Raw genomic sequence first — 20,535 nt, 5'->3', positions numbered from 1 at the left:
ACATGAGCTCACCACTTGACGGCTACACCGTCATCGACCTGTCCAGCGGGATCGCCGGGGCGTACGCCACGAAGCTTCTCGCCGATGGCGGTGCCGACGTGATCAAGGTCGAAGCCCCCGAAGGTGACCCGTTGCGCCGCTGGTCGGCGTCGGGTGCGCACATCGGCCCGGACGAGGACGGCGCGCTGTTCGCCTTCCTGGCCGGCGGCAAGCGCAGCGTGGTCGTCCATCCCGACGACCCGCGACTGCTGGACCGGCTGGTGGCAGCGGCCGACGCCGTGATCTGGTCCCCGGAATCGCCTGTCGCTCAGTCGATCGCTCCCGAGGATCTCTTTCGCCGGCATCCGCATCTGATCGTCACCACGATCACCCCGTTCGGGTTGGACGGGCCGTGGAGCGGCCGGGCCGCCACCGAGTTCACCCTGCAGGCGTGGTCAGGTGGCGCGATCGGTATCGGGCGCGGCGTGCAGGACCGGGCGCCGGTGTCCATCGGTGGACAGGTCGGCGAGTGGCTCGCCGGTGCGTACGCGGCGGCGATGACGCTGGCGTTCCGGGCGCGGGCAGTCCGTGACGGCCACGGCGAGTTGGTGGACCTGTCGGCGCTGGAGGCTCAGGTTCTGGGCTTGACGTACTACCCGGTCACCTACTTCGAGATGCTGGGCCGCCCGTGGCGCAGCGAGCGCAGGCCCACGGTTCCCGGGGTCGCCGAGGCGGCAGACGGTTTGGTCGCACTCGGATGCGGTACCGCCCAGCAGTGGTGGGACCTGTGTGCGATGTCGGGCCACGACGAGTGGATCGACGAGACCTCGGAACTCACGATCACCGAGCAGGCGAACCTGCACGCCGAGGAGCTCTACGCATGGGTACGCAACCAGAATGTGGACGACGTACGAGATTTGGCGTCGGCGTTCCGGATCCCCAACTCGCCGGTCGGCAACGGTGAGAACGTCACCACCATGGACCATTTCGTGCAACGGCAGGCGTTCATCCGCAATCCGCAGCGCGGGTTCACCCAGCCCGCCGCCCCGTACCGGCTGTCGGGTGCTGTGTTGCGTGAGGCGGCGCCGGCTCCCCGTCTCGGGGAGCACACCGAAGAGATCCGGGCCAGGGAACTGACCCCGCGCGATGTACCGGTCGGTATGCCCGGCGGGGATCGGCTGCCGTTCAGCGGGTTACGCGTGCTCGACATGACGACGTTCTGGGCCGGACCGTCGTGCACCCATCCGCTGGGCATGCTGGGCGCCGAGGTGATCCATCTGGAGTCGACCCTGCGGCCGGACGGCACCCGGTTGATCGCCGGGATCCCGGCGACAGTGGAGCAGTGGTGGGAGCGCTCGCCGATCTTCAGTGCGCTCAACACGAACAAGAAGAGCCTGACCCTGGATTTCCAGACCGAGCAGGGCCGGGACCTGTTGCGCCGGCTGATCGCGACCTGCGACGTCGTGGTGGAGAACTTCACCCCGAGGGTGATCGAGCAGATCGGGCTCGACTTCGACTCACTGCGGGCGTTGCGCGAGGACATCATCATGGTGCGCATGCCCGGCTTCGGCTTGGACGGGCCGTGGCGGGACAACCCGGCGTTCGCGTACATCATCGAGGACGCTTCCGGGTTGAGCTGGCTCACCGGCTATCCGGATCGCACTCCGTTCGAACCGTATTCGATCGGTGACCCCAACGCCGGCGTGCACGCGCTGTCGGGGCTGATGCTCGCCCTCGAGCACCGGCGCCGCACCGGACAGGGAGTGCTAGTAGAAGCCGCGATGGTCGATGCCGCGCTCAATGTCGCCGCCGAACAGGTCATCGAGTACTCGGCCTACGGCGTGCTGCTGCAGCGCGACGGCAACCGCGGGCCTGCCGCGGCGCCGCAGAACATCTACCAGAGTGCCGAGACCGACGAGTTCGGCAGAGCAGACAGTTGGGTGGCCATCGCGGTGAGCACCGACGCCCAGTGGGCCGCACTGCGCGTGGCGATCGGGCAGCCGGAATGGGCGATGGATCCGGCGTTGGAATCCGCCGATGGGCGGAAGGTTCAGCATGACCTGATCGACGAGGAGCTGGCCGCCTGGTGCCTACCGCGCACCGGTGACGAGATCGTCGAAACCCTGTGGCCGCTGGGTGTTCCGGTGGCCAAGGTGATGCAGCCGCACCGGCAGTTGGAGCTGCCGCAGTTGCGGTTCCGGCGCTTCTTCGAACATGTCGGGCATCCGGTGAACAACCCCGCACTGCACAGCACCCTGCCTGTCTCGCTGGCCAACGGGCCACGGGCGCTGCACCGGCAGGCGGCGCCGCTGCTCGGCGAGCACAATCACGAGCTGCTGGCCGAACTGGGGCTATCCGACGACGAGATCACCGCGCTGGCCACAGACGGGGTGATCGGCACCGAACCCGGGGTCGGCGGACGCCGCAAAGCGGCTCGCTGAGCGAGCCGCGGGCCAACCCCAGCGGCTCTCGAACTCGTCGAGCAACGCACCGAAATCCTGGGTTTCCCAGAGGTGAAGGACGTTGCTGAGCATCCGCAGGTGGGCCCGCACCGGCTCGTTGTCGGCGATCCGCGGATCGAAGCGGTCGATGTGCCGATCGGGCAGTGCAGCCGTGAAGTGGGCAGGCGCACCGAGGAGCCAGGTCACTCCCATCACGGCGGCGTAGAGCATGAGCTGAACGCATAGCACGCGCAATGTCGAGCACGGGCCCGCCGGCGGCGTGAAACTCGGCGGCGAAGTGGGCCGGCAGCCCGTCGAGATGCTGTTCCCATACTTCTGTCTCGGCGCTGCACAGCGAACCCCACAGGGCCATCGCGACATTCATCCCGCTGACGCGGCCCCAGTCCATCAACCCGCACCCCCAACGTCCGGTCCGGTTCAGGCCCGCTCCCGCCGGGAGTCGTCGAAGTCGCGGGAGAACTTCACGAACAGTTCAGTGGGCAGCCCGTCGGCCGGACGCGCGTAACGGACATCGAGCAGTGTCTTGCGTCCGGTACTGTCCCCGGGGCATTCCTGGAAGCGGGTGATGGCCGTGATCCGATTGCTCTGGGGGAGCGCACCGAAGGCGTGCAGGGCTGTGGTGAGGAAGGCTGGGCCGGCACTACGGAGCGTGTCCGGATCAGCGGGAAATTCAAGCCCGGTTCCGTCTCCGATCATCCAGCGCTGCATCTAGCCTCATCACCCGTCTCGCCACTAGCCTGAATGATCATGGCCATCAATCCTTCTGACATTCTGCTCACCGGACAGGTGGCAGTTGTCACCGGCGGTGGCACCGGTATCGGCCGGGGCATCGCTGCCGGCCTCGCGGCTTTCGGTGCCTCGGTGGCTATCTGGGAACGTGACGCGGGCAGCTGTGCGGAGTCCGCCGAATCCATCGGTGCCCTTGGCATCGTCACCGATGTGCGTGACGCCGAGCAGGTCGATGCCGCGTTGGCGCAGACCGCCGGCGAGTTGGGTCCCGTGCGCATCCTGGTCAACAATGCCGGTGGGGTGTTCGCCTCGGCGCTGTTGGAGACGAGTGAGAACGGTTGGGACGCGCTGTACAAGAGCAATCTGCGCCACGTGCTGTTGTGTACACAGCGGGTGGCGCGCCGATTGGTCGCCGATGAATTACCGGGCAGCATCATCAATCTCACGTCGATCGAGGGGGTGCGCGCCGCCCCGGGGTATGCCGCGTACGCGGCCGCGAAGGCCGGCGTCATCAACTACACGCAGACCGCGTCGTTCGAGCTCGCCCCGCACAACATCCGCGTCAACGCGATCGCACCCGACCTCACCATCACAGAGGGACTCATGGCTCTGTCACCGGATGGTCCGCCCTCGGGTATCGCTGACGCCATCCCGCTGGGTCGGGCTGGACATGTCGACGAAATCGCCGGTACGGCAGTTTTTCTGGCTTCGAGCCTGTCGGGCTATGTCACCGGGCAGACGATTCACGTCGACGGTGGCACTCGGGCTGCGGGTGGCTGGTACCGCCACCCGCAGACCGGCGCCGCCACACTCGGTCCGGGCTAGGGGATCCGGACTTACTTGAGGCAGCTTCCCGCGTCGACCGGCAGGGTCACGCCGGTGATGTAACGCGCCTCGTCGGAGGCCAGGAACAGCACCGCGTTGCTGATGTCCACGGCCTCGACCCACGGGATGGGCAGGGTGTGGAACAGCTGGCAGATCGGCGCCATGTCGTCGGGGCCCGGGTTCTCCAGGTCGGGCCGGAACATCTTGAACGTTCCGTCGTTGTGCAGCATCGGGGTCGCCACATGCGTGGGATGCACGGTGTTGCAACGGATGTTGTGCTGACCCAGCTCCACGGCGAAGCCGCGCATGAGGCCGACGACGCCGTGCTTGGCGGCGACATAGTTACCGCAGTGCGGGTAGGCCTTGAGGCCACCGACCGAGCTGGTCAGGATGATCGAGCCGCCGCGGCCGCCTTCGATCAGGTGCGGCACACCGGCTTTGACCGACTTCCAGACACCCGAGAGGTTGATGTCGATCATCTCGTCCCAGTCGAGCTGGCTGGTCTCGTGCAGCACGTCGCCGCCGTTGCCGATGCCGGCGTTGGCAACGATGATGTCGAGGCGGCCCAACTGCTCGACGCCGCTGTCCACGGCTGCCTTGATCGCGTCGGCGTCGCGCACGTCGACCTCGGCGGTGACGACGCGGCGGTTGAGTCCCTTGATGAGGTTGGCGGTCTCGGCCAGGTCATCAGAGGTGGAGGCCGGGATGGCGGTCTCCACGCCGGGCCGGATCGGTCCACAGATGTCGATCGCGATGATGTCGGCGCCCTCTTGCGCCAGCCGCACCGCGTGGCTACGTCCCTGGCCGCGGGCCGCGCCGGTGACGAACGCGACCTTGCCTTCCACCCGTCCAGTCATTGATTACCCCAGTTCTGTTTTCGTGTCTGCCACATGCTCGGTGAAGTTCTGTGCACCTGCTCAGCAACTCTGTCATCGGGTCGCCTGCCGTGTCAATGACAGATACGTTTATGGCCATTTATACTCTCCGCTTAGAAGAATGAAATTCTCTAACTCAATTCGGCGACGATCTGCGGCAGGTCCAGAGTCGCGCGGATTCCCGGCGCGGCGGCGCAGACGAAGGGCACCGCGTTGACCGCGCGGTTCGCTGTATAGCCGGGGATGCCGCAGCCATCCGATCGAGTGGAATGGGGCCGCGGGCATGTAGAGCACACAGTCGGGCGCGGCGTCGAGGATCGCCTCGATACGGTCGGTGGCGGTGACGCCGGTGGGGGCCAAGTCGCACAGGTCGCCCGCGTCGGTTCCGACCTCGCCGGCGCCGAAGACGTGAACACCGCTCAGCTCCAGATGTGGGTGCTCGATGATCGAGCGCAGCGCGTGGGTTCCGATGGTGCCGGTCGCCCATTGCGCGACGCGATGGCGGTGAGTCCGGAGATCGGGCACACGCCTGAGCGTAAGGAGAATTCTGCCTCTAGGAGAACGAAATTCTCAGCTAGCTGGCGGCGAATCCGTTGGCGACGAAGTCCCAGACCTCGTCGGCGGTGATCGGGTGGACCGATGCCTCATCGGCGCCGCCGCTGGATTGTGCGACGAACATCACCGTCTGCATGGTCATCGCGGCCATCCGCCGCGGGTTGATCCCCGTGCGCAGCTGGCCGGCCTCCGAGGCCTCCTCCATGAGCTCCGTGAGCAGGGCCAGCAGCGGTGCGTGGGCGACTTTGACCTCCGACGGGTGCGACACCAGCAAACGCGGCGCGAAGTCGGTGAACAGCGGGCGCTTGGCGGCCGGATCGGGCCGAGACGACTCGAAAAGCAGCTGGATGGCGACCTTGAGCCGCTCGATCGGCTCGCCCTGGGTCGAGGTGGCGGCCCGGATCTGGTCGGCCGACCGGCTCAATGCGTCCTCGAACAACGCGAGCAGGAGCTCGTGCTTACCGTCGAACTGCAGGTAAAAGCTCCGCAGTGACTGGCGGGAGCGGTCGACGACCTCTTGCACGGTGAAGTCGGTGCTGCCCTTTTCGATGATGATCGCCTGGGCCGCGTCCAGGAAACGTTGCACACGCTGGGCCGCGCGCAACTTTGCGGTTTTGATCGACCGCTCGACAGCTCGTTGCTTCCACGCGGGTTCTTCGCCAGCGGTAGTCACTGGCGGCTCCGACGCTTGTCGAGTGGGGAGAACATGAACTGACTGTACCGGAGAACGCCTTGCCATTGTGGTGCCAGACCCCCTCGCGGCCAACGTGTCGGAGATTGTAACTTTCGTACTGTGAGAATAGTATTCTCATGGTGGGAATTATAGAAGTCCTTTGAGAAGAAGGGTTTCACATCAAATCTGGCGCCGTCCTGGGTTGCTGTTTGCGGGCGGCTGCCGCGGTCGCGGAGGCGGCTGTCGTGTGGCAGCTGTGAACAGAAGGAAACACGTGTACATCGACTACGACGTTGCCGATTCGATCGCCACGATCACGCTCAACCGGCCCGAAGCGGCCAATGCGCAGAACCCGGAACTGCTCGATGAGCTCGACGCCGCGTGGACCAGGGCTGCCGATGACCGCGATGTGAAAGTGATCGTGCTGCGGGCCAATGGCAAGCACTTCTCCGCGGGACATGACCTGCGCGGCGGTGGGCCGGTGCCCGACAAGATCACGCTGGAATTCCTCATCGAGCACGAGTCGCGGCGCTATCTGGAGTACACGTTGCGGTGGCGCAACGTGCCCAAGCCGTCGATCGCGGCGGTACAGGGACGATGCATCTCGGGCGGTCTTCTGCTCTGCTGGCCGTGCGACCTGATCCTGGCCGCAGATGACGCGCTGTTCTCCGATCCGGTGGCCCTGATGGGCATCGGCGGCGTCGAATACCACGGCCACACCTGGGAGCTCGGTGCCCGCAAGGCCAAGGAGATCCTGTTCACCGGCCGGGCCTTGACCGCCGAGGAGGCCGAGCGCACCGGCATGGTCAACCGGGTGGTGCCGCGTGACGAACTCGACGCCCAGGCTGCTGAGCTGGCCGCGCAGATCGCGCAGATGCCCGCGTTCGCGCTCCGTCAGGCCAAGCGCGCGGTCAATCAGACCCTCGACGTACAGGGCTTCTACGCCGCGATCCAATCGGTGTTCGATATTCACCAGACCGGGCACGGCAATGCGCTTAGCGTCAGCGGATGGCCGGTGCTCATGGATATCGACGGAATGAAGCAGAACATCAAGTAGGCCTGGGCCTCTGAGGATGGGGGCGATCCGGCTCAGTGTGAGTTACGCGGCCAGGCAGATCTATGCGCAGACCACCGCCGCGGCGGCGGTGACGCTCGTGGTGCTCGCACTGAGCCGCAACACCGTCGGTGACGCGCGCCAGCTGATGACCCAGGCGAACCTGGTCGCGCTGATCGCTCTGATGGTCGCGGCGGCGATCGTCGACACCGTCGTCGGCTGGGTCAACGTCCATCCGACCTTCAAATGGTATGCCGCGGGCGAGAATCCGACGCCGCAACAGCAGCGCGCCGCCATGCGTATCGCGCCGCGTCAGACCATCATCCAGTTCACCACGTGGGCGGTGAGCGCCCTGGTGTACACCCTCCTCAACCTCGATGCCGGGGGAGGTGTCGCGTATGTGATGGGGGGTGCGATCCTCTTCGGCGGCATAGCGGCCGCCTGTATGGGATTCCTGGTGACGCAACGGATGTTGCGGCCGATCGTGGCGGCGTCGTTGACCGCGTCCTCGGCCGCGATCGTCCGGATGCCCGGTGTGCTGGCCCGCCTGATCACCATCTGGACACTGTTCAGTGGGCTGCCCATATTGGGAATAGCGTTGATCGTGCTGGCCCGCTCCAATGGCTGGTTCGTGCAGAAGACGGCGCCGGTCGAGGCCGCGGTGCTCGTGCTGGCCATCGTTTCGCTGATCTTCGGTCTGCGGTCGATGTTTCTGGTTGCGCGCTCTGTCTCCGACCCGATCGGGGAAGTCGTGCTGGCCATGAAAGCCGTCGAAAGAGGCTGGTCGGGTGTCTCGGTCAAGGTGTATGAGTCGTCCGAGATCGGCCGACTCCAATACGGATTCAACCGAATGCTGGCCGGCCTGGCGGAGCGGAACCGGTTGCGAGACCTGTTCGGGCGGTATGTCGGCGTCGACGTGGCCCGCCATGCCCTGGAGCAGGGCGCGGCGGTCACCGGCGATGTGCGGGAGGCAGCAGTGCTGTATGTCGACCTGGTCGGCTCGACTGCATTGGGTGCCTCGCGTCCGCCGCAGGAGGTGGCGCAGCTGCTGAACGGATTCTTCAAGATCGTGGTGGACACGGTCGAGCGCCATCACGGCCTGATCAACAAGTTCGAGGGCGATGCCGTGCTGGCCGTCTTCGGTGCGCCGCTACGGCTGGACAACCCGGCTTCCTCGGCGCTGGCCACAGCGCGGGCACTGGTGCCGCGGCTCCACGAGCTACCGGATGTGGAGTTCGGCGTTGGCATTTCGTGCGGCTCGGTGTTCGCGGGGAACATCGGCGCCGAGAACCGCTACGAGTACACCGTGATCGGCGACGCGGTCAACGAGGCAGCGCGGTTGGCCGACCACGCCAAGGACCGCGAGTCGACGGTGTTGTGCTCGGGAAGCGCGCTGGCCCATGCCGATGCCGACGAAGGCGAGCACTGGGTGGTGCGCGGTTCGACGGTGTTGCGTGGCCGTTCGACGGCCACGGTCTTCGCCGAGCCCGTCACCCCCTAGCGCGAGCAGTCCCCCGCAAGCGGGTGGGACCCCCAGCAAAACTGCCCCTTTTCGAACGAAAAGGGGCAGTTTTATGTCTGCTCGGCAGGAAACGCTACAGCTGGGCCAAGCGTGGGACGGTCCCGCGGGCCCGCAGACCGGATCCGGCCTTGCGGGTGAGTTCCCTTGAGCTGCCGAGCAACCCGTCGAGCACCAGAACCCGCTTCACGTGGTTGTGCAGCTCGTGCTCGGCGGTGAAACCGATGCCCCCGAGCACCTGTTGGCAGTGCTTGGCCGCGGTCAGCGCGGCCTTGCCCGCGGCGGCCTTGGCCAGCAGCGAGTTCAGATCGACGTTGTCCGCACCAGGCAGGCTCAGCGTCGCCTCGGCACCTTCGATGGCCACGAGTGTCTCGGCCAGCCGGTGCCGCACGGCCTGGAAGGACGAGATCGGCTTGCCGAACTGGACCCGGTCCAGTGCGTGCTGTCGGGCGAGGGCCAGCATCCCGCGGGCCGAGCCGACCAGCCACCAGCCCAGCGCGCGGCGCGCCTCCGATATCCGCAGCAACTGGCCGTCGGGCACTTCCCGCAGCGGCAGGCCGCCCATTGTCGGGTTGCCGCCGGCAGGCTGATCCTCGCGTTCCCACACCACCCAGATGCCACCGGCATAGGGCATCGGCGGCGTACCGCCGGGAAGGCCACCGATCGTCTCAAGCAGCACATCGTTGAGAATCGACGCGTGCGAACCTGTTTCGCCCAGCAGGCGGAACACGAGAGGCATGGCCACCTCTGGCATGTCGGACAGCATCTCGGCCCAGCCGAGTTCGGCCAGCGCGGCATCCAGCTTGGCTCCCGAGGCCGACAGCATGGTCTTGCGCAGGGTGTCTTCGAGCAGGCCGAGTGATTCGGTATCCAAATCGGTCACGCCTCACTCCTTCCCTAGGTCCAGCAGGCGACGCGCGATGATGTTGCGTTGCACTTCGGCCGTGCCGCCGTAGATTGTCGACGCTCGTGAATACAGGTACTCGGTGCGCCATTCGGAGTCTTCGAGTTCGATGACGCCGGGCATCAGATTGCGGGCGGTGTCGTAGAGCAGCTGTTCGGCAGTCGCCAGCAGCACCTTGTCGATCGAGGTGTCGGGTCCGAGCTTGTGACCCTGGGCCAGCCGGTGCTGGGTTGCCGCCGAACGGCAGCGCAGAGTGTGCAGCGCAAGGTAGACCTCTCCGAGGTCCGGATCCACCACCTGCCCTTGCCGTTTCACCGCTTCGACCAGTGCGTCGAACCGTGAGTACAGGTAGGCGATGCGCTGCCAGAAGCAGGTCGAACGCTCGTAGGGCAGCAGGTCCATCGCCAGCTGCCAGCCGTCGCCGGGCTTGCCGAGCATCCGGCTCGCGTCGACCTCGACATCGTCGAAGTACACCTCGCAGAACTCATCGACATCGTGCATGGTGCGCAACGGCCGGACCGTGATGCCGGGGGAGTCGGTGTCGACGAAGAACGCGGTGATCGCCTGGTGGTTGGGGGTGTCCGCATCGCCGGTGCGGGTGAGCAGGATGCACCGGTGCGAGTATTGCGCGAAGCTGGTCCAGACCTTCTGGCCATTGATGATGTAGCGGTGACCCTCCGTTGGATGCTGTACCGCGCGTGTGGTCAGTGATGCCAGGTCGCTGCCCGAGCCGGGTTCGGAGAACCCTTGGCACCATTGCTCTTCGCCGGACAGCAGTTTCGGCACCATCTCGGCGGCCAGTTCCTTGGGCGCGTAGTCGATCATCGTCGGCGCCAGCACTTCGAGCATCGAGTAGGGGCCGGGTTCGGCCAGCCTGCGGCCCACGACCTCCTCGCCGACGATGGCGCGCAGCATCTCCGGACCACCCAGTCCACCGGCGTGCTCGGGCCAGCCGTAGCGGCTCCAGCCGCCGTCGTAAAGTGCCTTCTGCACGCGGGCGAACTGGCGCATATGACCTTCCAGCGAATGGTCATCGGGTGGCGTCAGGTCATTCTCGGCGAGCCAATCCTGCAGCGCCGTGCGGAAAGCCGCTGGTTCGAATAGATCTGCGATTCGCTCGCTGCGCTCGCTCATCCTGCTTCCGGCCTACCGATCGCGTGCGGCCGGCCGTGGTCGTGATCGCCACTGCGCCGGATGAAGGTCATCGCGCGGGTCTTCAGTCGCCAACCCTCGGCGGTCCGCTGGTAGGTGTCGCGGTAGTAGCCGATGCGCATGTCGTGCTTGGAGTGCTCGATGAAGCACAGCGGCTGTGTGCCTGACGCGGTGTCGGCCCCTTCGACCAGGTCGATCAGGGCGGTGCCGGTCATGAACAGGCCCTTGGGCGCGGCGTCCACCAGTACCGGGAAGCGATTGAGCGTGTAGGTCTCGCCGAATGCGCTGTACGTGCCGTCGGGGGTGAAAACACTGATCAGACCGTCGATGTCGCCCTGGGTGATGGTCACCGCGTATTTGGCGAGCACCTGCTGGATCTCGATCAGATCCTCGGTCCGCGTCGGGGAATCAGTTGATGTGCTCATTGCGGAAGACCTTACCGCCTTTCATTACAAAATCCACATGTTGTGTAACGGTGATGTCCTCGAGTGGATTGCCCGGCACCGCGATGATGTCGGCGAGCAGCCCTTCTGCCAGCCGGCCCCGGTCGGTGACGTTGATCAGATCGGCGGCGATCGTGGTGGCTGACCGCAGCACCGCGGCCGGCGGCATGCCCCACTCGACCAGCGTGACGAGTTCGTCGGCGTTCTTGCCGTGCGGGATGGCCGGCGCGTCGGTACCCACAGCGATCTTCACCCCGGCCTCGTAGGCCGCCTTGATGGAGGTCTCGGCCCTGGGGAACATCTCGGCTGCTTTGTCCTGCAGCACCTTCGGTGCCTTCGAGACGTCCATGGCCTGTGCCAGCCGGCGGGTGGTGACCAGGAACCGGTCGTTGTCGACCAGCTTCTGGATGGCCTCGTCATCCATCAGGAAACCGTGCTCGATGCAGTCGATGCCGCAGTCCACGGCATGTTTGACCGCCTCGGCGCCGTGGGTGTGGGCCGCGACCCGCAGTCCGCGCCGATGCGCCTCGTCGACGATGACGCGCAATTCCTCGTCCGAATAGTGTTGTGCGCCAGCCTCACCGGTGAGGGACATGACACCGCCCGAGCAGCACACCTTGATCAGCTGAGCCCCGTGCTTGATCTGGTAGCGGACCGCCTTGCGGATCTCATCGACCCCGTTGGCGATGCCTTCCTCGATGGTCAGCTCCAGCACGCCCGGCATGAACGCCGCGAACATCGTCGGATCCAGGTGCCCGCCGGTAGGGGTGATGGCGTGGCCGGCGGGGATGATGCGCGGACCATCGATCAACCCGGCATCGATGGCCCTGCCCAGGGCGACGTCGAGCAGATATCCGCCGGTCTTGACGAACAACCCGAGGTTGCGCACCGTGGTGAACCCGGCGCGCAGCGTCCGGCGGGCGTTGCCCACCGCACGCAGGACGCGGGTCGGGGGATCGTCCTGAACCTGGGACAGGCCCGGGTTCTCACCCCGGCCACCCATCAACAGGTTGACTTCCATGTCCATCAGTCCGGGCAGCAGGATGGAGTCGCCCAGATCGATCACGTCGGAATCTTCTGGAATCGGCCCGCCTATACCTACGATTCGGTCCCCGTCGACACGGACAATGCCGGGACGAATGATCGTCCCGGCATCGACGTCGACCAGACCCGCAGCTTTGAGGGTCAGCACGATCAGACCACCGGCTCCTTGATGAGATTGATGTAGGCCGCACCGCTGTCGAGCACCCGCGGTTGCTTCCACACCTCGATCGGGAAGCTCACCATGACGACGGATTGACCGAGATGCACCAGCGCCTTGGCGTCGTCCGGCATGCTCGCCAGCGGGAAGCGGGCATCGACGTAGACCATGATGTCCTCGAGGCGTGCCATGCCTGCGTCGTACAGTTCCTGCATCTCGTCCATCGACGAGTTGAGACGCTTCTGATAGCGCTCCTCCTCGGTGGGCAGGCACCAGTCGCTGAACCGCTCCAGGTCGGCGAATTCTTCAGGCAACTTAGACATTTGCGGCATCCTTTTCTGCGGCCTTCTCACTTGGAGCGGCGTGATTGCCGTTCGTTGAACCATTCCCGTTGGCCTTGGCTTCTTTGTACCGGTCGACGTAATTGTGAGCGGTGTGGTGCAGGTGGCGCAGCAGGACCTCCTGGTCGCACAGCGGGAAGTCGAGTACGGCGCGCGTGCCGATCTGCGACTGGGTGGCTTCCAGCGTGTTGGCGTCCTGGAACGCGTACTCCTTGAACGTCACTGCGGCCAGTTCCTGGGACAGCCGTTCGCGCAGGTTCTTCGGCGGCACGAAGTACAGGTCGGCCTCGAAGATGTGGCTGTCCACACCGGTTGGCCAGTAGTTGTAGGTCAGATACCAGCCCGGCGCCCAGAAGAGCAGGGTGAAGTTCGGGAAGAACTCGAACGAGTCCTGGCCCCACGTCGAATGCCGGCCGGGGTTGATCGCCGGCGGCAGTTCGTCGGGCAGGATGCCCTTGATGTCGGGGCGATCCCACGGCCCGAACAGGCCACTGTGCAGGATGCGCTCGATGGGCTTGACCATCTTCAGATCCTTCGGCGGGCTCATGCCACCCCAGGACGAGATCATCGAGTGATCACCCTTGATGTCGTAGTGCAGCGCCTCGAAGCCGAACTTGGCCAGCTTCTCGGCTTCCTCCTTCTCCGCCTGCTTCATGTGCAGGATCGGCGCGTGGTAGAACTCGACGAACGCGTCGATGAACAGCTTCCAGTTGGCCTTGATCTCGGAGCGGTAGCTGTAGTGCTCGGTCATCTCGTGGAACGGATAACCCTTGAGGCCCTCGGCGAACTCACCCAGGTACTCCTCAAGCGACACCGCGTCGTCGTCGAAGTTGACGAAGATGAAGCCTTCCCACACCTCGCAGCGCACGGGCTTGAGCGGGTAGTCGGCCTTGTCGACGTCGAAGAACTCCTGCTCCTGCTGGATGAAGGTCAGGTCGCCCTTGAGGTCATAACGCCAGGCGTGGTACTTGCAGACGAACTGCCTGCAGCTGCCGGAGACCTCTTCGCCCGGGTAGTCGTTCCAGACCAGCTTGTTGCCGCGGTGGCGGCACAGGTTGTAGAAGGCGCGGATCTGCTCACCGTCGTTGACGATGATGATCGAGGTGCCGGGGCCGACCGACGGCAGCTCACGGGTGATGTATCGGCCCTTCTTGGGAATCAACTCCACCCGGCCCATCTGGAGCCAGGTCTTGCGGAAGATGGCCTGCTGCTCCAGTTTCCACTGCTCAGGATCGATTGAATCCTCGTAGTTGACCGGGCCGGTGCCCAGTTCGGGCCAGTTCTCGGTCCAGCTGCCGGCGGCCGGCTTCGGGAAGAACGCCATCATCTACCTCTACTTTCTTCTTGAGTTAGTGGCCGGATTCCGGCGCAATTCCAAAGGTGTTGTAGGCCATGGCCATCAGGCCGTAGCCGCCGATTGTGAAGACCAGGTCCATGCGCTGGCGCTCATCGAGGTGCTCGCTCAGGGCGGTCCAGGTGCCGTCCGAGATCTCCGATTGCCCGTCGAGTTCGTCGACGGAGTCGAGCACCAATTGGTCGAGGGGGGAGGAACCGTCGCCGCTCGTGCTACTCGCGATCTGCTCATCCGTGAGGCCCTCGGACTTGCCGATGAATGCGTGGTGCGCCCACTCGTATTCGCATTTCTTGCGATGGGCGATCCGCAGGATGGCGAGCTCCCGCATCTGCGGTTCCAGCGTCGAGCGGAACAGCAGATGATTGCTGAAGCGTAGGAACGCCTTGGTCAGTGCGGGGTGGCGGGCCAGGGTCGACAGCGCGGTTCCCGCACCCTCGGGGTTGAGCCGCTCCTCCGGAAGCATGACCGACAGTGCTCGTCGCACGTCGTCGTCCCACTCCTCGGCGGGCAACGGGGGCAGGCGCACGAGGCGGTTCTCCTCTCGATGAACCATGGCTGACTCTCGGTGACGAGAATCAGGTTCTCATTTCCGACTAAGAGGTTTCCATCTTTTGCGGCGATGGTCAACAAGGATGTGCCAGGTTGTGCGTTGACCTGGCTAAATCTCCTCGTCAAGGGCATCAGACATTGATTCTCGCTAGATGAGAAGCTAGTTTTCTCACATAGAGAACCGATGTGACAGCCAACGGGACGGAGCGAGGCAGTGAACAAAGACGACATGATCTTGATCAGCGTCGACGACCACATCATCGAACCGCCGAACATGTTCAAGAACCACCTTCCGGAGAAATACCGCGACGAGGCGCCACGGTTGGTGCACAACCCCGACGGCAGTGACACCTGGCAGTTCCGCGACACGGTGATCCCAAATGTGGCGCTCAACGCGGTGGCGGGCCGGCCCAAGGAGGAGTACGGACTGGAGCCCCAGGGGCTCGATGAGATCCGCAAGGGTTGCTACGACCCCAACGAGCGGGTCAAGGACATGAATGCCGGCGGCGTGCTGGCCACCATGAACTTCCCCTCGTTCCCGGGTTTCGCGGCGCGGTTGTTCGCCACCGAGGATGCGGAGTTCTCGCTGGCGCTGGTGCAGGCGTACAACGACTGGCACATCGACGAGTGGTGCGGATCCAACCCCGGGCGGTTCATTCCGATGGCCATTCCGGCGATCTGGGATCCGCAGCTGTGCGCCGACGAGGTGCGCCGGGTATCGAAGAAGGGCGTGCACTCGCTGACCTTCACCGAGAACCCGTCGACACTGGGCTACCCGTCCTTCCACGACCTGGAGTACTGGAAGCCGTTGTGGGAGGCCCTGGTCGACACCGACACCGTGATGAACGTGCACATCGGATCGTCGGGAAAGCTGGCGATCACCGCCCCGGATGCCCCGATGGACGTGATGATCACCCTGCAGCCGATGAACATCGTGCAGGCCGCGGCCGACCTGCTGTGGTCAGCACCGATCAAGGCATACCCCGGCCTCAAGATCGCGCTGTCCGAAGGCGGCACGGGGTGGATTCCGTACTTCCTGGACCGGGTGGACCGCACCTACGACATGCACTCGACGTGGACGCACCAGGACTTCGGCGACAAGTTGCCCTCGGAGGTGTTCCGGGAGCACTTCATGACCTGCTTCATCTCCGACCCCGTCGGTGTGAAGAACCGCCACGAGATCGGGGTGGACAACATCTGCTGGGAGATGGACTACCCGCACAGCGACTCGATGTGGCCCGGGGCCCCCGAGGAGTTGAGCGCGGTGTTCGAGACCTACGAAGTTCCCGACGACGAGATCAACAAGATCACCCACGAGAACGCCATGCGGCTGTACCACTTCGATCCGTTCGTCCACGTCCCCAAGGAGCAGGCGACCGTCGGTGCGCTGCGTAAGCAGGCCGAGGGGCACGATGTCTCCATCCGCGCGTTGAGCCACAAGGAGAAGACCGGCACCACCTTCGCCGACTTCCAGGCCAACGCCAAAGCTGTTGCCGGCGCGCGAGACTGAACGCCGAGACGATCGGCCGAGAAAAATAGGAGAGCACACAGTGTCGGGCGGTATGAACTTCGAGCTGACCGAGGACCAGCAGCTGATCCGCAATTCCGTTGCGGAGCTGGCGGGCAAGTTCGACGATCACTATTGGATGACCAAGGACCAGGCCCACGAGTTCCCGCAGGAGTTCTACGACGCCATCGCCGGTGGGGGATGGCTCGGGATGACCATCCCCGAGGAGTACGGCGGGCACGGCCTCGGTATCACCGAGGCCACCATCCTGGCCGAGGAAGTGGCGCGGTCCGGCGGAGCCATGAACGCCGCCAGCGCGATCCATATGTCGATCTTCGGGATGCAGCCGGTGGTGGTGTTCGGCTCCGAGGAGATGAAGAAGGCGACGCTACCGCGCATCGTCAACGGAGATCTGCATGTGTGCTTCGGCGTCACCGAACCCGGCGCCGGCCTGGACACCTCGCGCATCACCACGTTCGCCAAGAAGGACGGCGACGGTTATGTGGTCAACGGCCGCAAGGTCTGGATCTCCAAAGCGCTTGAGTCCGAGAAGATCCTGCTGCTCACTCGTACCGAGTCCCGTGAGGATGTGGAGAAACGCGGAGGGAAGCCGACCGAGGGTCTCACGCTGTTCCTGACCGACCTCGACCGCGATCACGTCGAGATCCGGCCCATCAACAAGATGGGCCGGAACGCGGTGAGCTCCAACGAGTTGTTCATCGACGATCTGCGGGTGCCGGCCGAGCACCGCATCGGCGAGGAGGGCAAGGGGTTCAAGTACATCCTGCACGGGCTCAACCCGGAGCGGATGCTGATCGCGGCCGAGGCGCTCGGCATCGGCCGGGTGGCGCTCGACCGTGCGGTGAAGTACGCCAACGAGCGGGTGGTGTTCGACCGGCCGATCGGCATGAACCAGGGCATCCAGTTCCCGCTGGCCGACTCGCTGGCCCGGCTCGACGCCGCCGAGTTGGTCCTGCGCAAGGCCACCTGGCTCTACGACAACGGCAAGCCCTGTGGACGTGAGGCCAACATGGCCAAGTATCTGTGTGCCGATGCCGGATTCGGTGCGGCCGACCGTGCGCTGCAGACCCACGGCGGGATGGGTTACTCCGAGGAATACAACATCTCGCGGTTCTTCCGCGAGTCCCGGCTGATGAAGATCGCACCGGTGAGCCAGGAGATGATCCTGAACTTCCTCGCCGCCAACGTTCTCGGCCTGCCCAAGAGCTACTGAGGAGATATCCAGATCCATGAGGACCTATTTCGACCTGACCGGACGTTCGGCGCTGGTGACCGGCGCCGGTGCCGGGATCGGCGCGGCGGTTTCCGAGGCGCTCGCCGCGGCCGGCGCCTCGGTACTGGTCACCGACATCAGCGGTGACGCCGCGGCCGCGGTCGCCGACCGGATCAATACGGGCGGTGGCAAGGCCGACAGTGCCGCGCTGGACGTCAGCGACCGTGATGCCGCGGTGGCTGCCGCCGCGCAGGCCGCCGCGCTGGGTGAGGGCAACCTGCACATCGTGGTCAACAACGCCGGCGTCACCTCCCCGGCGATGTTTCCGAAACTGACGGACGAGACGTTCCGGGTCACTTTCGACATTCACGTGATGGGCACCTTCCACGTCACCCAGGCCGCCCTGCCGCACATGCCGACCGACGGGACCGGCCGCGTCATCAACGTCACCTCGTCGGCCGGGATCACCGGCACCCTGGGGCAGGTCAACTACTCGGCGGCCAAGGCAGGCCTGATCGGGTTCACCAAATCGCTGGCACGGGAACTGGCGGCCAAGAACATCATGGTCAACGCGCTGGCGCCGCTGGCGGCCACGCCGATGACCGAGACCATCCGGACCAACGAGAAGTTCGCGGCCAACATGATGAACCGCATCCCGCTCAAGCGATGGGCCGAGGCCGACGAGGTCGCGGGCGCGTTCGTCTTCCTGGCCTCCGATGCCGCGTCGTACATCACCGGGCAGGTTCTGCCGGTCGATGGCGGCATGGTTATGTGAATTCGTGAGTGCAGCTCAAGACGGCCCGTTGGCCGGTATCACCGTCATCGCGATGGAGCAGGCGGTCTCCGCGCCGATGTGCACCAGGGTGCTCGCCGACTTCGGCGCCAGGGTGGTCAAGATCGAGAATCCCAAGGGTGGAGATTTCGCCCGCGACTACGACGATGTCGTGCTGGGGCAGGCGGCCCATTTCGTCTGGGCCAACCGGGGCAAGGAATCGATCACCCTCAATCTGAAGTCGCCGGAGGGCATGGAGGTCCTGCACCGGTTGCTCGACGGTGCCGACGCCTTCGTGTCCAACCTCGCTCCCGGCGCCACCGCGCGCCTGGGGCTTGGGCCCGAGGACCTCAAGGTGCGCCATCCCCAGGTGATCCCCGTGGAGATCGATGGTTACGGACCCGGTGGGCCTCTGTCGCACAAACGCGCCTACGACCTGCTGGTGCAGGCCGAGTCCGGTTCGTGCGCGTCGACCGGCTATGCCGGGATGCCGGCCAAACCCGGTGCGGCGGTAGCGGATATCACCACGGGGCTGTATTCGGCGCTGTCGATCATGGCGCTGTTGCTCGGCCGGGCGCGCAAGGGCGACACCGGTGCCGCACCGGCCGTGGCCGTCAGCCTGTTCGACACCATGACCGACATCATGGGATACCAGCTGGCCTACACCCAGCACTCCGGCATCGACCAGGTTCCGCTGGGGATGAGTTCGCCGGCGGTGGCTCCCTACGGTGCGTTCGACACCCGCGACGGGCAGACGGTGGTGCTGGGAACCACCAACGACCGGGAATGGCAGCGGTTGGCCCGCGAGATCATCCAGCGGCCCGATCTGGCCGACGACCCGCGTTTCGCCACCAACTCCGATCGCTGCGCGCATCGGGACGAACTGAACAAGGCCATCGAATCCTGGTGCGCCCTACATGATCTCGATGACATTCAGCAGACCGCAGATGACGCCGGGATCGGCAATTCGCGCTACAACCTGCCCAGTGAGGTCATCGCACACCCGCACCTGAAGGCGCGGGACCGGTGGCGTCAGGTGGGCACCCCCAACGGGCAGATCTCGGCCCTGTTGCCGCCGCCGGTGATCAGCGGCATGGAGTTGGGTATGGGTGCGGTGCCGGGGCTCGGCGAGCACACCGATGCCATCCTGGCCGGGATCGGCCTGAGTGCCGAGCAAATCGACGCCCTGCGGGAGCAGGGCGCAATCGGCCCGGCCTACCAGTCTTAATTCCAGAGGAGAATCGCAATGCGCGAAACCGTCATCGTCGAGGCCGTCCGTACCCCTGTGGGTAAGCGTAACGGCGGGCTGTCCGGATTCCACGCCGCCGACCTGTCGGCACTGGTGCTCAATGCGCTCGTGGAGCGGGCGGGCATCAGCCCCGACATCGTCGACGACGTGGTCTGGGGCTGCGTCTCGCAGGTCGGCGATCAATCAAGCAATATCGGCCGCTACTCGGTGCTGGCCGCCGGCTGGCCCGAACACATCCCGGGGACCACGGTCAACCGGGCGTGCGGATCGAGCCAGCAGGCACTGGATTTCGCGGTCCAGGCCGTCATGTCGGGCCAGCAGGACGTGGTCGTCGCGGGCGGGGTGGAGGTGATGAGCCAGGTCCCGCTGGGCGCGGCCCGGGCCACCGGTACGCCATACGGTCCGAAGGTGTTCCAGCGGTACAAGGACTTTGCGTTCAATCAGGGCATCTCGGCCGAGATGATCTCGCAGAAGTGGGGTTTCAGCCGGACCCAGCTGGACGAGTACTCCGTCGCCTCGCACGAGCGGGCCGCGGCGGCCCAGGACCGCGGTGCCTTCGAGAACCAGATGATCACCGTGTTTCCCGACCCGGCCGATCAGCTGGACCCGGTGGTCGCCGACGAAGGGGTGCGCCGGGGCACCACGGTGGAGAAGCTTGCCGGTCTCAAGCCGGCCTTCGCCGAGGACGGCGTGATCCACGCGGGCAACTCGTCTCAGATCTCCGACGGCGCCGCGGCGCTGCTGGTGATGACCGAGGAACGTGCTGTGACGATGGGCCTTTCGCCGATCGCGCGGTACCGCGCGGGTGCGGTGACGGGAGCCGATCCGGTGCTGATGCTGACCGGGCCGATCCCGGCCACCGAGAAGGTGTTGCACAAGGCCGGCGTGCGTCTCGACGAGGTCGGCGTGTTCGAGGTGAACGAGGCCTTCGCCCCGGTGCCCATGGCGTGGCTCGCCGAGACGGGCGCCGACGAGGCCAAGCTGAACCCGCTCGGCGGCGCCATCGCGCTGGGGCACCCGCTCGGGGCGTCGGGCGCGGTGCTGATGACCCGGATGATCAATCACATGCGCGACAACGGAATTCGGTACGGCCTGCAGACCATGTGTGAGGGCGGCGGTACCGCCAACGCCACGCTGGTCGAGCTCATCGACTGACGC

The 20,535-nt window shown here is 65.4% G+C and carries 21 protein-coding genes; 9 read left to right on the top strand and 12 right to left on the bottom strand.

The window, feature by feature from the left end:
* The first annotated feature begins 2 nt into the window (after nucleotides 1-2).
* Nucleotides 3-2,420 carry a CaiB/BaiF CoA transferase family protein gene (locus tag EH231_RS11845; protein ID WP_124712474.1) on the top strand — a complete coding sequence of 806 codons (2,418 nt, stop codon included), beginning with the start codon at nucleotides 3-5 and terminating at the stop codon, nucleotides 2,418-2,420.
* On the opposite strand, the gene EH231_RS34715 is transcribed toward EH231_RS11845, so the two are convergent.
* Complete coding sequence (locus EH231_RS34715) at nucleotides 2,331-2,651, bottom strand: hypothetical protein (protein WP_321180080.1); 321 nt, start codon at nucleotides 2,649-2,651, stop codon at nucleotides 2,331-2,333. The two genes, EH231_RS11845 and EH231_RS34715, sit on opposite strands and share 90 nt — an antisense overlap.
* Nucleotides 2,652-2,858: 207 nt before the next feature.
* Nucleotides 2,859-3,149, bottom strand: coding sequence for a hypothetical protein (locus EH231_RS34710; protein ID WP_321180081.1), 291 nt, complete (start codon nucleotides 3,147-3,149; stop codon nucleotides 2,859-2,861).
* 39 nt (nucleotides 3,150-3,188) lie between these two features.
* Here EH231_RS34710 and EH231_RS11835 point away from each other — a divergent pair, with 39 nt between their 5' ends.
* Entirely contained in the window at nucleotides 3,189-3,995 is an 807-nt protein-coding gene (locus EH231_RS11835) for an SDR family NAD(P)-dependent oxidoreductase (RefSeq protein WP_124712473.1), read from the top strand.
* An 11-nt stretch (nucleotides 3,996-4,006) separates the two neighbouring features.
* Here the strand turns inward: EH231_RS11835 and EH231_RS11830 are convergent, their stop codons facing one another.
* The 3 genes from EH231_RS11830 to EH231_RS11825 form a co-directional block, all read right to left on the bottom strand.
* Nucleotides 4,007-4,852 carry a mycofactocin-coupled SDR family oxidoreductase gene (locus EH231_RS11830; RefSeq protein WP_090435099.1) on the bottom strand — a complete coding sequence of 282 codons (846 nt, stop codon included), beginning with the start codon at nucleotides 4,850-4,852 and terminating at the stop codon, nucleotides 4,007-4,009.
* A gap of 108 nt (nucleotides 4,853-4,960) precedes the next feature.
* Nucleotides 4,961-5,395, bottom strand: a complete 435-nt coding sequence (locus EH231_RS33815) for a hypothetical protein (RefSeq protein ID WP_164480861.1) — start codon at nucleotides 5,393-5,395, stop codon at nucleotides 4,961-4,963.
* Between the two features lie 49 nt (nucleotides 5,396-5,444).
* Entirely contained in the window at nucleotides 5,445-6,164 is a 720-nt protein-coding gene (locus EH231_RS11825; RefSeq protein WP_164480860.1) for a TetR/AcrR family transcriptional regulator, read from the bottom strand.
* A gap of 208 nt (nucleotides 6,165-6,372) precedes the next feature.
* Between EH231_RS11825 and EH231_RS11820 the strand changes: the two genes are divergently transcribed.
* Entirely contained in the window at nucleotides 6,373-7,155 is a 783-nt protein-coding gene (locus EH231_RS11820) for an enoyl-CoA hydratase (protein ID WP_090435103.1), read from the top strand.
* 16 nt (nucleotides 7,156-7,171) lie between these two features.
* Nucleotides 7,172-8,653 carry an adenylate/guanylate cyclase domain-containing protein gene (locus EH231_RS11815; RefSeq protein ID WP_090435106.1) on the top strand — a complete coding sequence of 494 codons (1,482 nt, stop codon included), beginning with the start codon at nucleotides 7,172-7,174 and terminating at the stop codon, nucleotides 8,651-8,653.
* Nucleotides 8,654-8,747: 94 nt separating this feature from the next.
* Here EH231_RS11815 and EH231_RS11810 read toward each other — a convergent pair whose 3' ends face one another.
* The 7 genes from EH231_RS11810 to EH231_RS11780 are packed head-to-tail and all read right to left on the bottom strand — an operon-like array spanning nucleotide 8,748 to nucleotide 14,592.
* A complete protein-coding gene (locus tag EH231_RS11810) occupies nucleotides 8,748-9,497 on the bottom strand; it encodes an acyl-CoA dehydrogenase family protein (protein WP_234927620.1) in 750 nt (249 codons plus the stop codon).
* A 60-nt stretch (nucleotides 9,498-9,557) separates the two neighbouring features.
* Nucleotides 9,558-10,709 (bottom strand): acyl-CoA dehydrogenase family protein, encoded by a 1,152-nt coding sequence (locus EH231_RS11805; RefSeq protein WP_164480859.1) that lies wholly within the window; start codon nucleotides 10,707-10,709, stop codon nucleotides 9,558-9,560.
* Nucleotides 10,706-11,152, bottom strand: a complete 447-nt coding sequence (locus EH231_RS11800) for a nuclear transport factor 2 family protein (RefSeq protein ID WP_090435109.1) — start codon at nucleotides 11,150-11,152, stop codon at nucleotides 10,706-10,708. The genes EH231_RS11805 and EH231_RS11800 overlap by 4 nt, the downstream gene beginning before the upstream one ends.
* Nucleotides 11,136-12,362 (bottom strand): metal-dependent hydrolase family protein, encoded by a 1,227-nt coding sequence (locus EH231_RS11795; RefSeq protein WP_090435111.1) that lies wholly within the window; start codon nucleotides 12,360-12,362, stop codon nucleotides 11,136-11,138. Before EH231_RS11795 ends, EH231_RS11800 begins: the two co-directional genes overlap by 17 nt.
* Before the next feature lie 2 nt (nucleotides 12,363-12,364).
* The gene (locus tag EH231_RS11790; RefSeq protein ID WP_090435114.1) at nucleotides 12,365-12,694 is read right to left on the bottom strand and encodes a hypothetical protein; all 330 of its coding nucleotides are present in this window, start codon (nucleotides 12,692-12,694) and stop codon (nucleotides 12,365-12,367) included.
* Nucleotides 12,687-14,036 carry an aromatic ring-hydroxylating oxygenase subunit alpha gene (locus EH231_RS11785; protein ID WP_090435322.1) on the bottom strand — a complete coding sequence of 450 codons (1,350 nt, stop codon included), beginning with the start codon at nucleotides 14,034-14,036 and terminating at the stop codon, nucleotides 12,687-12,689. The genes EH231_RS11790 and EH231_RS11785 overlap by 8 nt, the downstream gene beginning before the upstream one ends.
* A 25-nt stretch (nucleotides 14,037-14,061) precedes the next feature.
* On the bottom strand, nucleotides 14,062-14,592 hold the full coding sequence (locus EH231_RS11780; protein WP_090435325.1) for a carboxymuconolactone decarboxylase family protein: 531 nt from the start codon (nucleotides 14,590-14,592) through the stop codon (nucleotides 14,062-14,064).
* 237 nt (nucleotides 14,593-14,829) lie between these two features.
* Between EH231_RS11780 and EH231_RS11775 the strand changes: the two genes are divergently transcribed.
* The 5 genes from EH231_RS11775 to EH231_RS11755 are packed head-to-tail and all read left to right on the top strand — an operon-like array spanning nucleotide 14,830 to nucleotide 20,532.
* Nucleotides 14,830-16,125 (top strand): amidohydrolase family protein, encoded by a 1,296-nt coding sequence (locus EH231_RS11775; protein ID WP_044522276.1) that lies wholly within the window; start codon nucleotides 14,830-14,832, stop codon nucleotides 16,123-16,125.
* Nucleotides 16,126-16,177: 52 nt separating this feature from the next.
* Nucleotides 16,178-17,356: an acyl-CoA dehydrogenase family protein gene (locus EH231_RS11770; protein ID WP_090435328.1), complete on the top strand. Its 1,179-nt coding sequence runs from the start codon at nucleotides 16,178-16,180 to the stop codon at nucleotides 17,354-17,356.
* 16 nt (nucleotides 17,357-17,372) lie between these two features.
* The gene (locus EH231_RS11765) at nucleotides 17,373-18,131 is read left to right on the top strand and encodes an SDR family oxidoreductase (RefSeq protein ID WP_124712472.1); all 759 of its coding nucleotides are present in this window, start codon (nucleotides 17,373-17,375) and stop codon (nucleotides 18,129-18,131) included.
* Nucleotides 18,132-18,183: 52 nt separating this feature from the next.
* Nucleotides 18,184-19,356: a CaiB/BaiF CoA transferase family protein gene (locus EH231_RS11760; RefSeq protein WP_241178169.1), complete on the top strand. Its 1,173-nt coding sequence runs from the start codon at nucleotides 18,184-18,186 to the stop codon at nucleotides 19,354-19,356.
* A gap of 18 nt (nucleotides 19,357-19,374) precedes the next feature.
* A complete protein-coding gene (locus EH231_RS11755; protein ID WP_090435123.1) occupies nucleotides 19,375-20,532 on the top strand; it encodes a thiolase family protein in 1,158 nt (385 codons plus the stop codon).
* The last annotated feature ends 3 nt before the right edge of the window (nucleotides 20,533-20,535 follow it).

The organism is Mycolicibacterium nivoides, assembly GCF_003855255.1.
GTDB lineage: Bacteria > Actinomycetota > Actinomycetes > Mycobacteriales > Mycobacteriaceae > Mycobacterium > Mycobacterium nivoides.
The sequence above is the reverse complement of the archived record's forward strand: the minus strand, read 5'-3'. Positions and strand labels throughout refer to the sequence as shown.

Bases quoted from the DNA above. Each gene is read 5' to 3' on its own strand.
- EH231_RS11845 (WP_124712474.1), top strand. From the start codon at position 3: ATGAGCTCACCACTTGACGGCTACACCGTCATCGACCTGTCCAGCGGG.
- EH231_RS34715 (WP_321180080.1), bottom strand. From the start codon at position 2,651: ATGCTCTACGCCGCCGTGATGGGAGTGACCTGGCTCCTCGGTGCGCCT.
- EH231_RS34710 (WP_321180081.1), bottom strand. From the start codon at position 3,149: ATGCAGCGCTGGATGATCGGAGACGGAACCGGGCTTGAATTTCCCGCT.
- EH231_RS11835 (WP_124712473.1), top strand. From the start codon at position 3,189: ATGGCCATCAATCCTTCTGACATTCTGCTCACCGGACAGGTGGCAGTT.
- EH231_RS11830 (WP_090435099.1), bottom strand. From the start codon at position 4,852: ATGACTGGACGGGTGGAAGGCAAGGTCGCGTTCGTCACCGGCGCGGCC.
- EH231_RS11825 (WP_164480860.1), bottom strand. From the start codon at position 6,164: ATGGCAAGGCGTTCTCCGGTACAGTCAGTTCATGTTCTCCCCACTCGA.
- EH231_RS11815 (WP_090435106.1), top strand. From the start codon at position 7,172: ATGGGGGCGATCCGGCTCAGTGTGAGTTACGCGGCCAGGCAGATCTAT.
- EH231_RS11810 (WP_234927620.1), bottom strand. From the start codon at position 9,497: ATGCTGTCGGCCTCGGGAGCCAAGCTGGATGCCGCGCTGGCCGAACTC.
- EH231_RS11805 (WP_164480859.1), bottom strand. From the start codon at position 10,709: ATGAGCGAGCGCAGCGAGCGAATCGCAGATCTATTCGAACCAGCGGCT.
- EH231_RS11800 (WP_090435109.1), bottom strand. From the start codon at position 11,152: ATGAGCACATCAACTGATTCCCCGACGCGGACCGAGGATCTGATCGAG.
- EH231_RS11790 (WP_090435114.1), bottom strand. From the start codon at position 12,694: ATGTCTAAGTTGCCTGAAGAATTCGCCGACCTGGAGCGGTTCAGCGAC.
- EH231_RS11785 (WP_090435322.1), bottom strand. From the start codon at position 14,036: ATGGCGTTCTTCCCGAAGCCGGCCGCCGGCAGCTGGACCGAGAACTGG.
- EH231_RS11770 (WP_090435328.1), top strand. From the start codon at position 16,178: ATGAACTTCGAGCTGACCGAGGACCAGCAGCTGATCCGCAATTCCGTT.
- EH231_RS11765 (WP_124712472.1), top strand. From the start codon at position 17,373: ATGAGGACCTATTTCGACCTGACCGGACGTTCGGCGCTGGTGACCGGC.
- EH231_RS11760 (WP_241178169.1), top strand. From the start codon at position 18,184: ATGGAGCAGGCGGTCTCCGCGCCGATGTGCACCAGGGTGCTCGCCGAC.
- EH231_RS11755 (WP_090435123.1), top strand. From the start codon at position 19,375: ATGCGCGAAACCGTCATCGTCGAGGCCGTCCGTACCCCTGTGGGTAAG.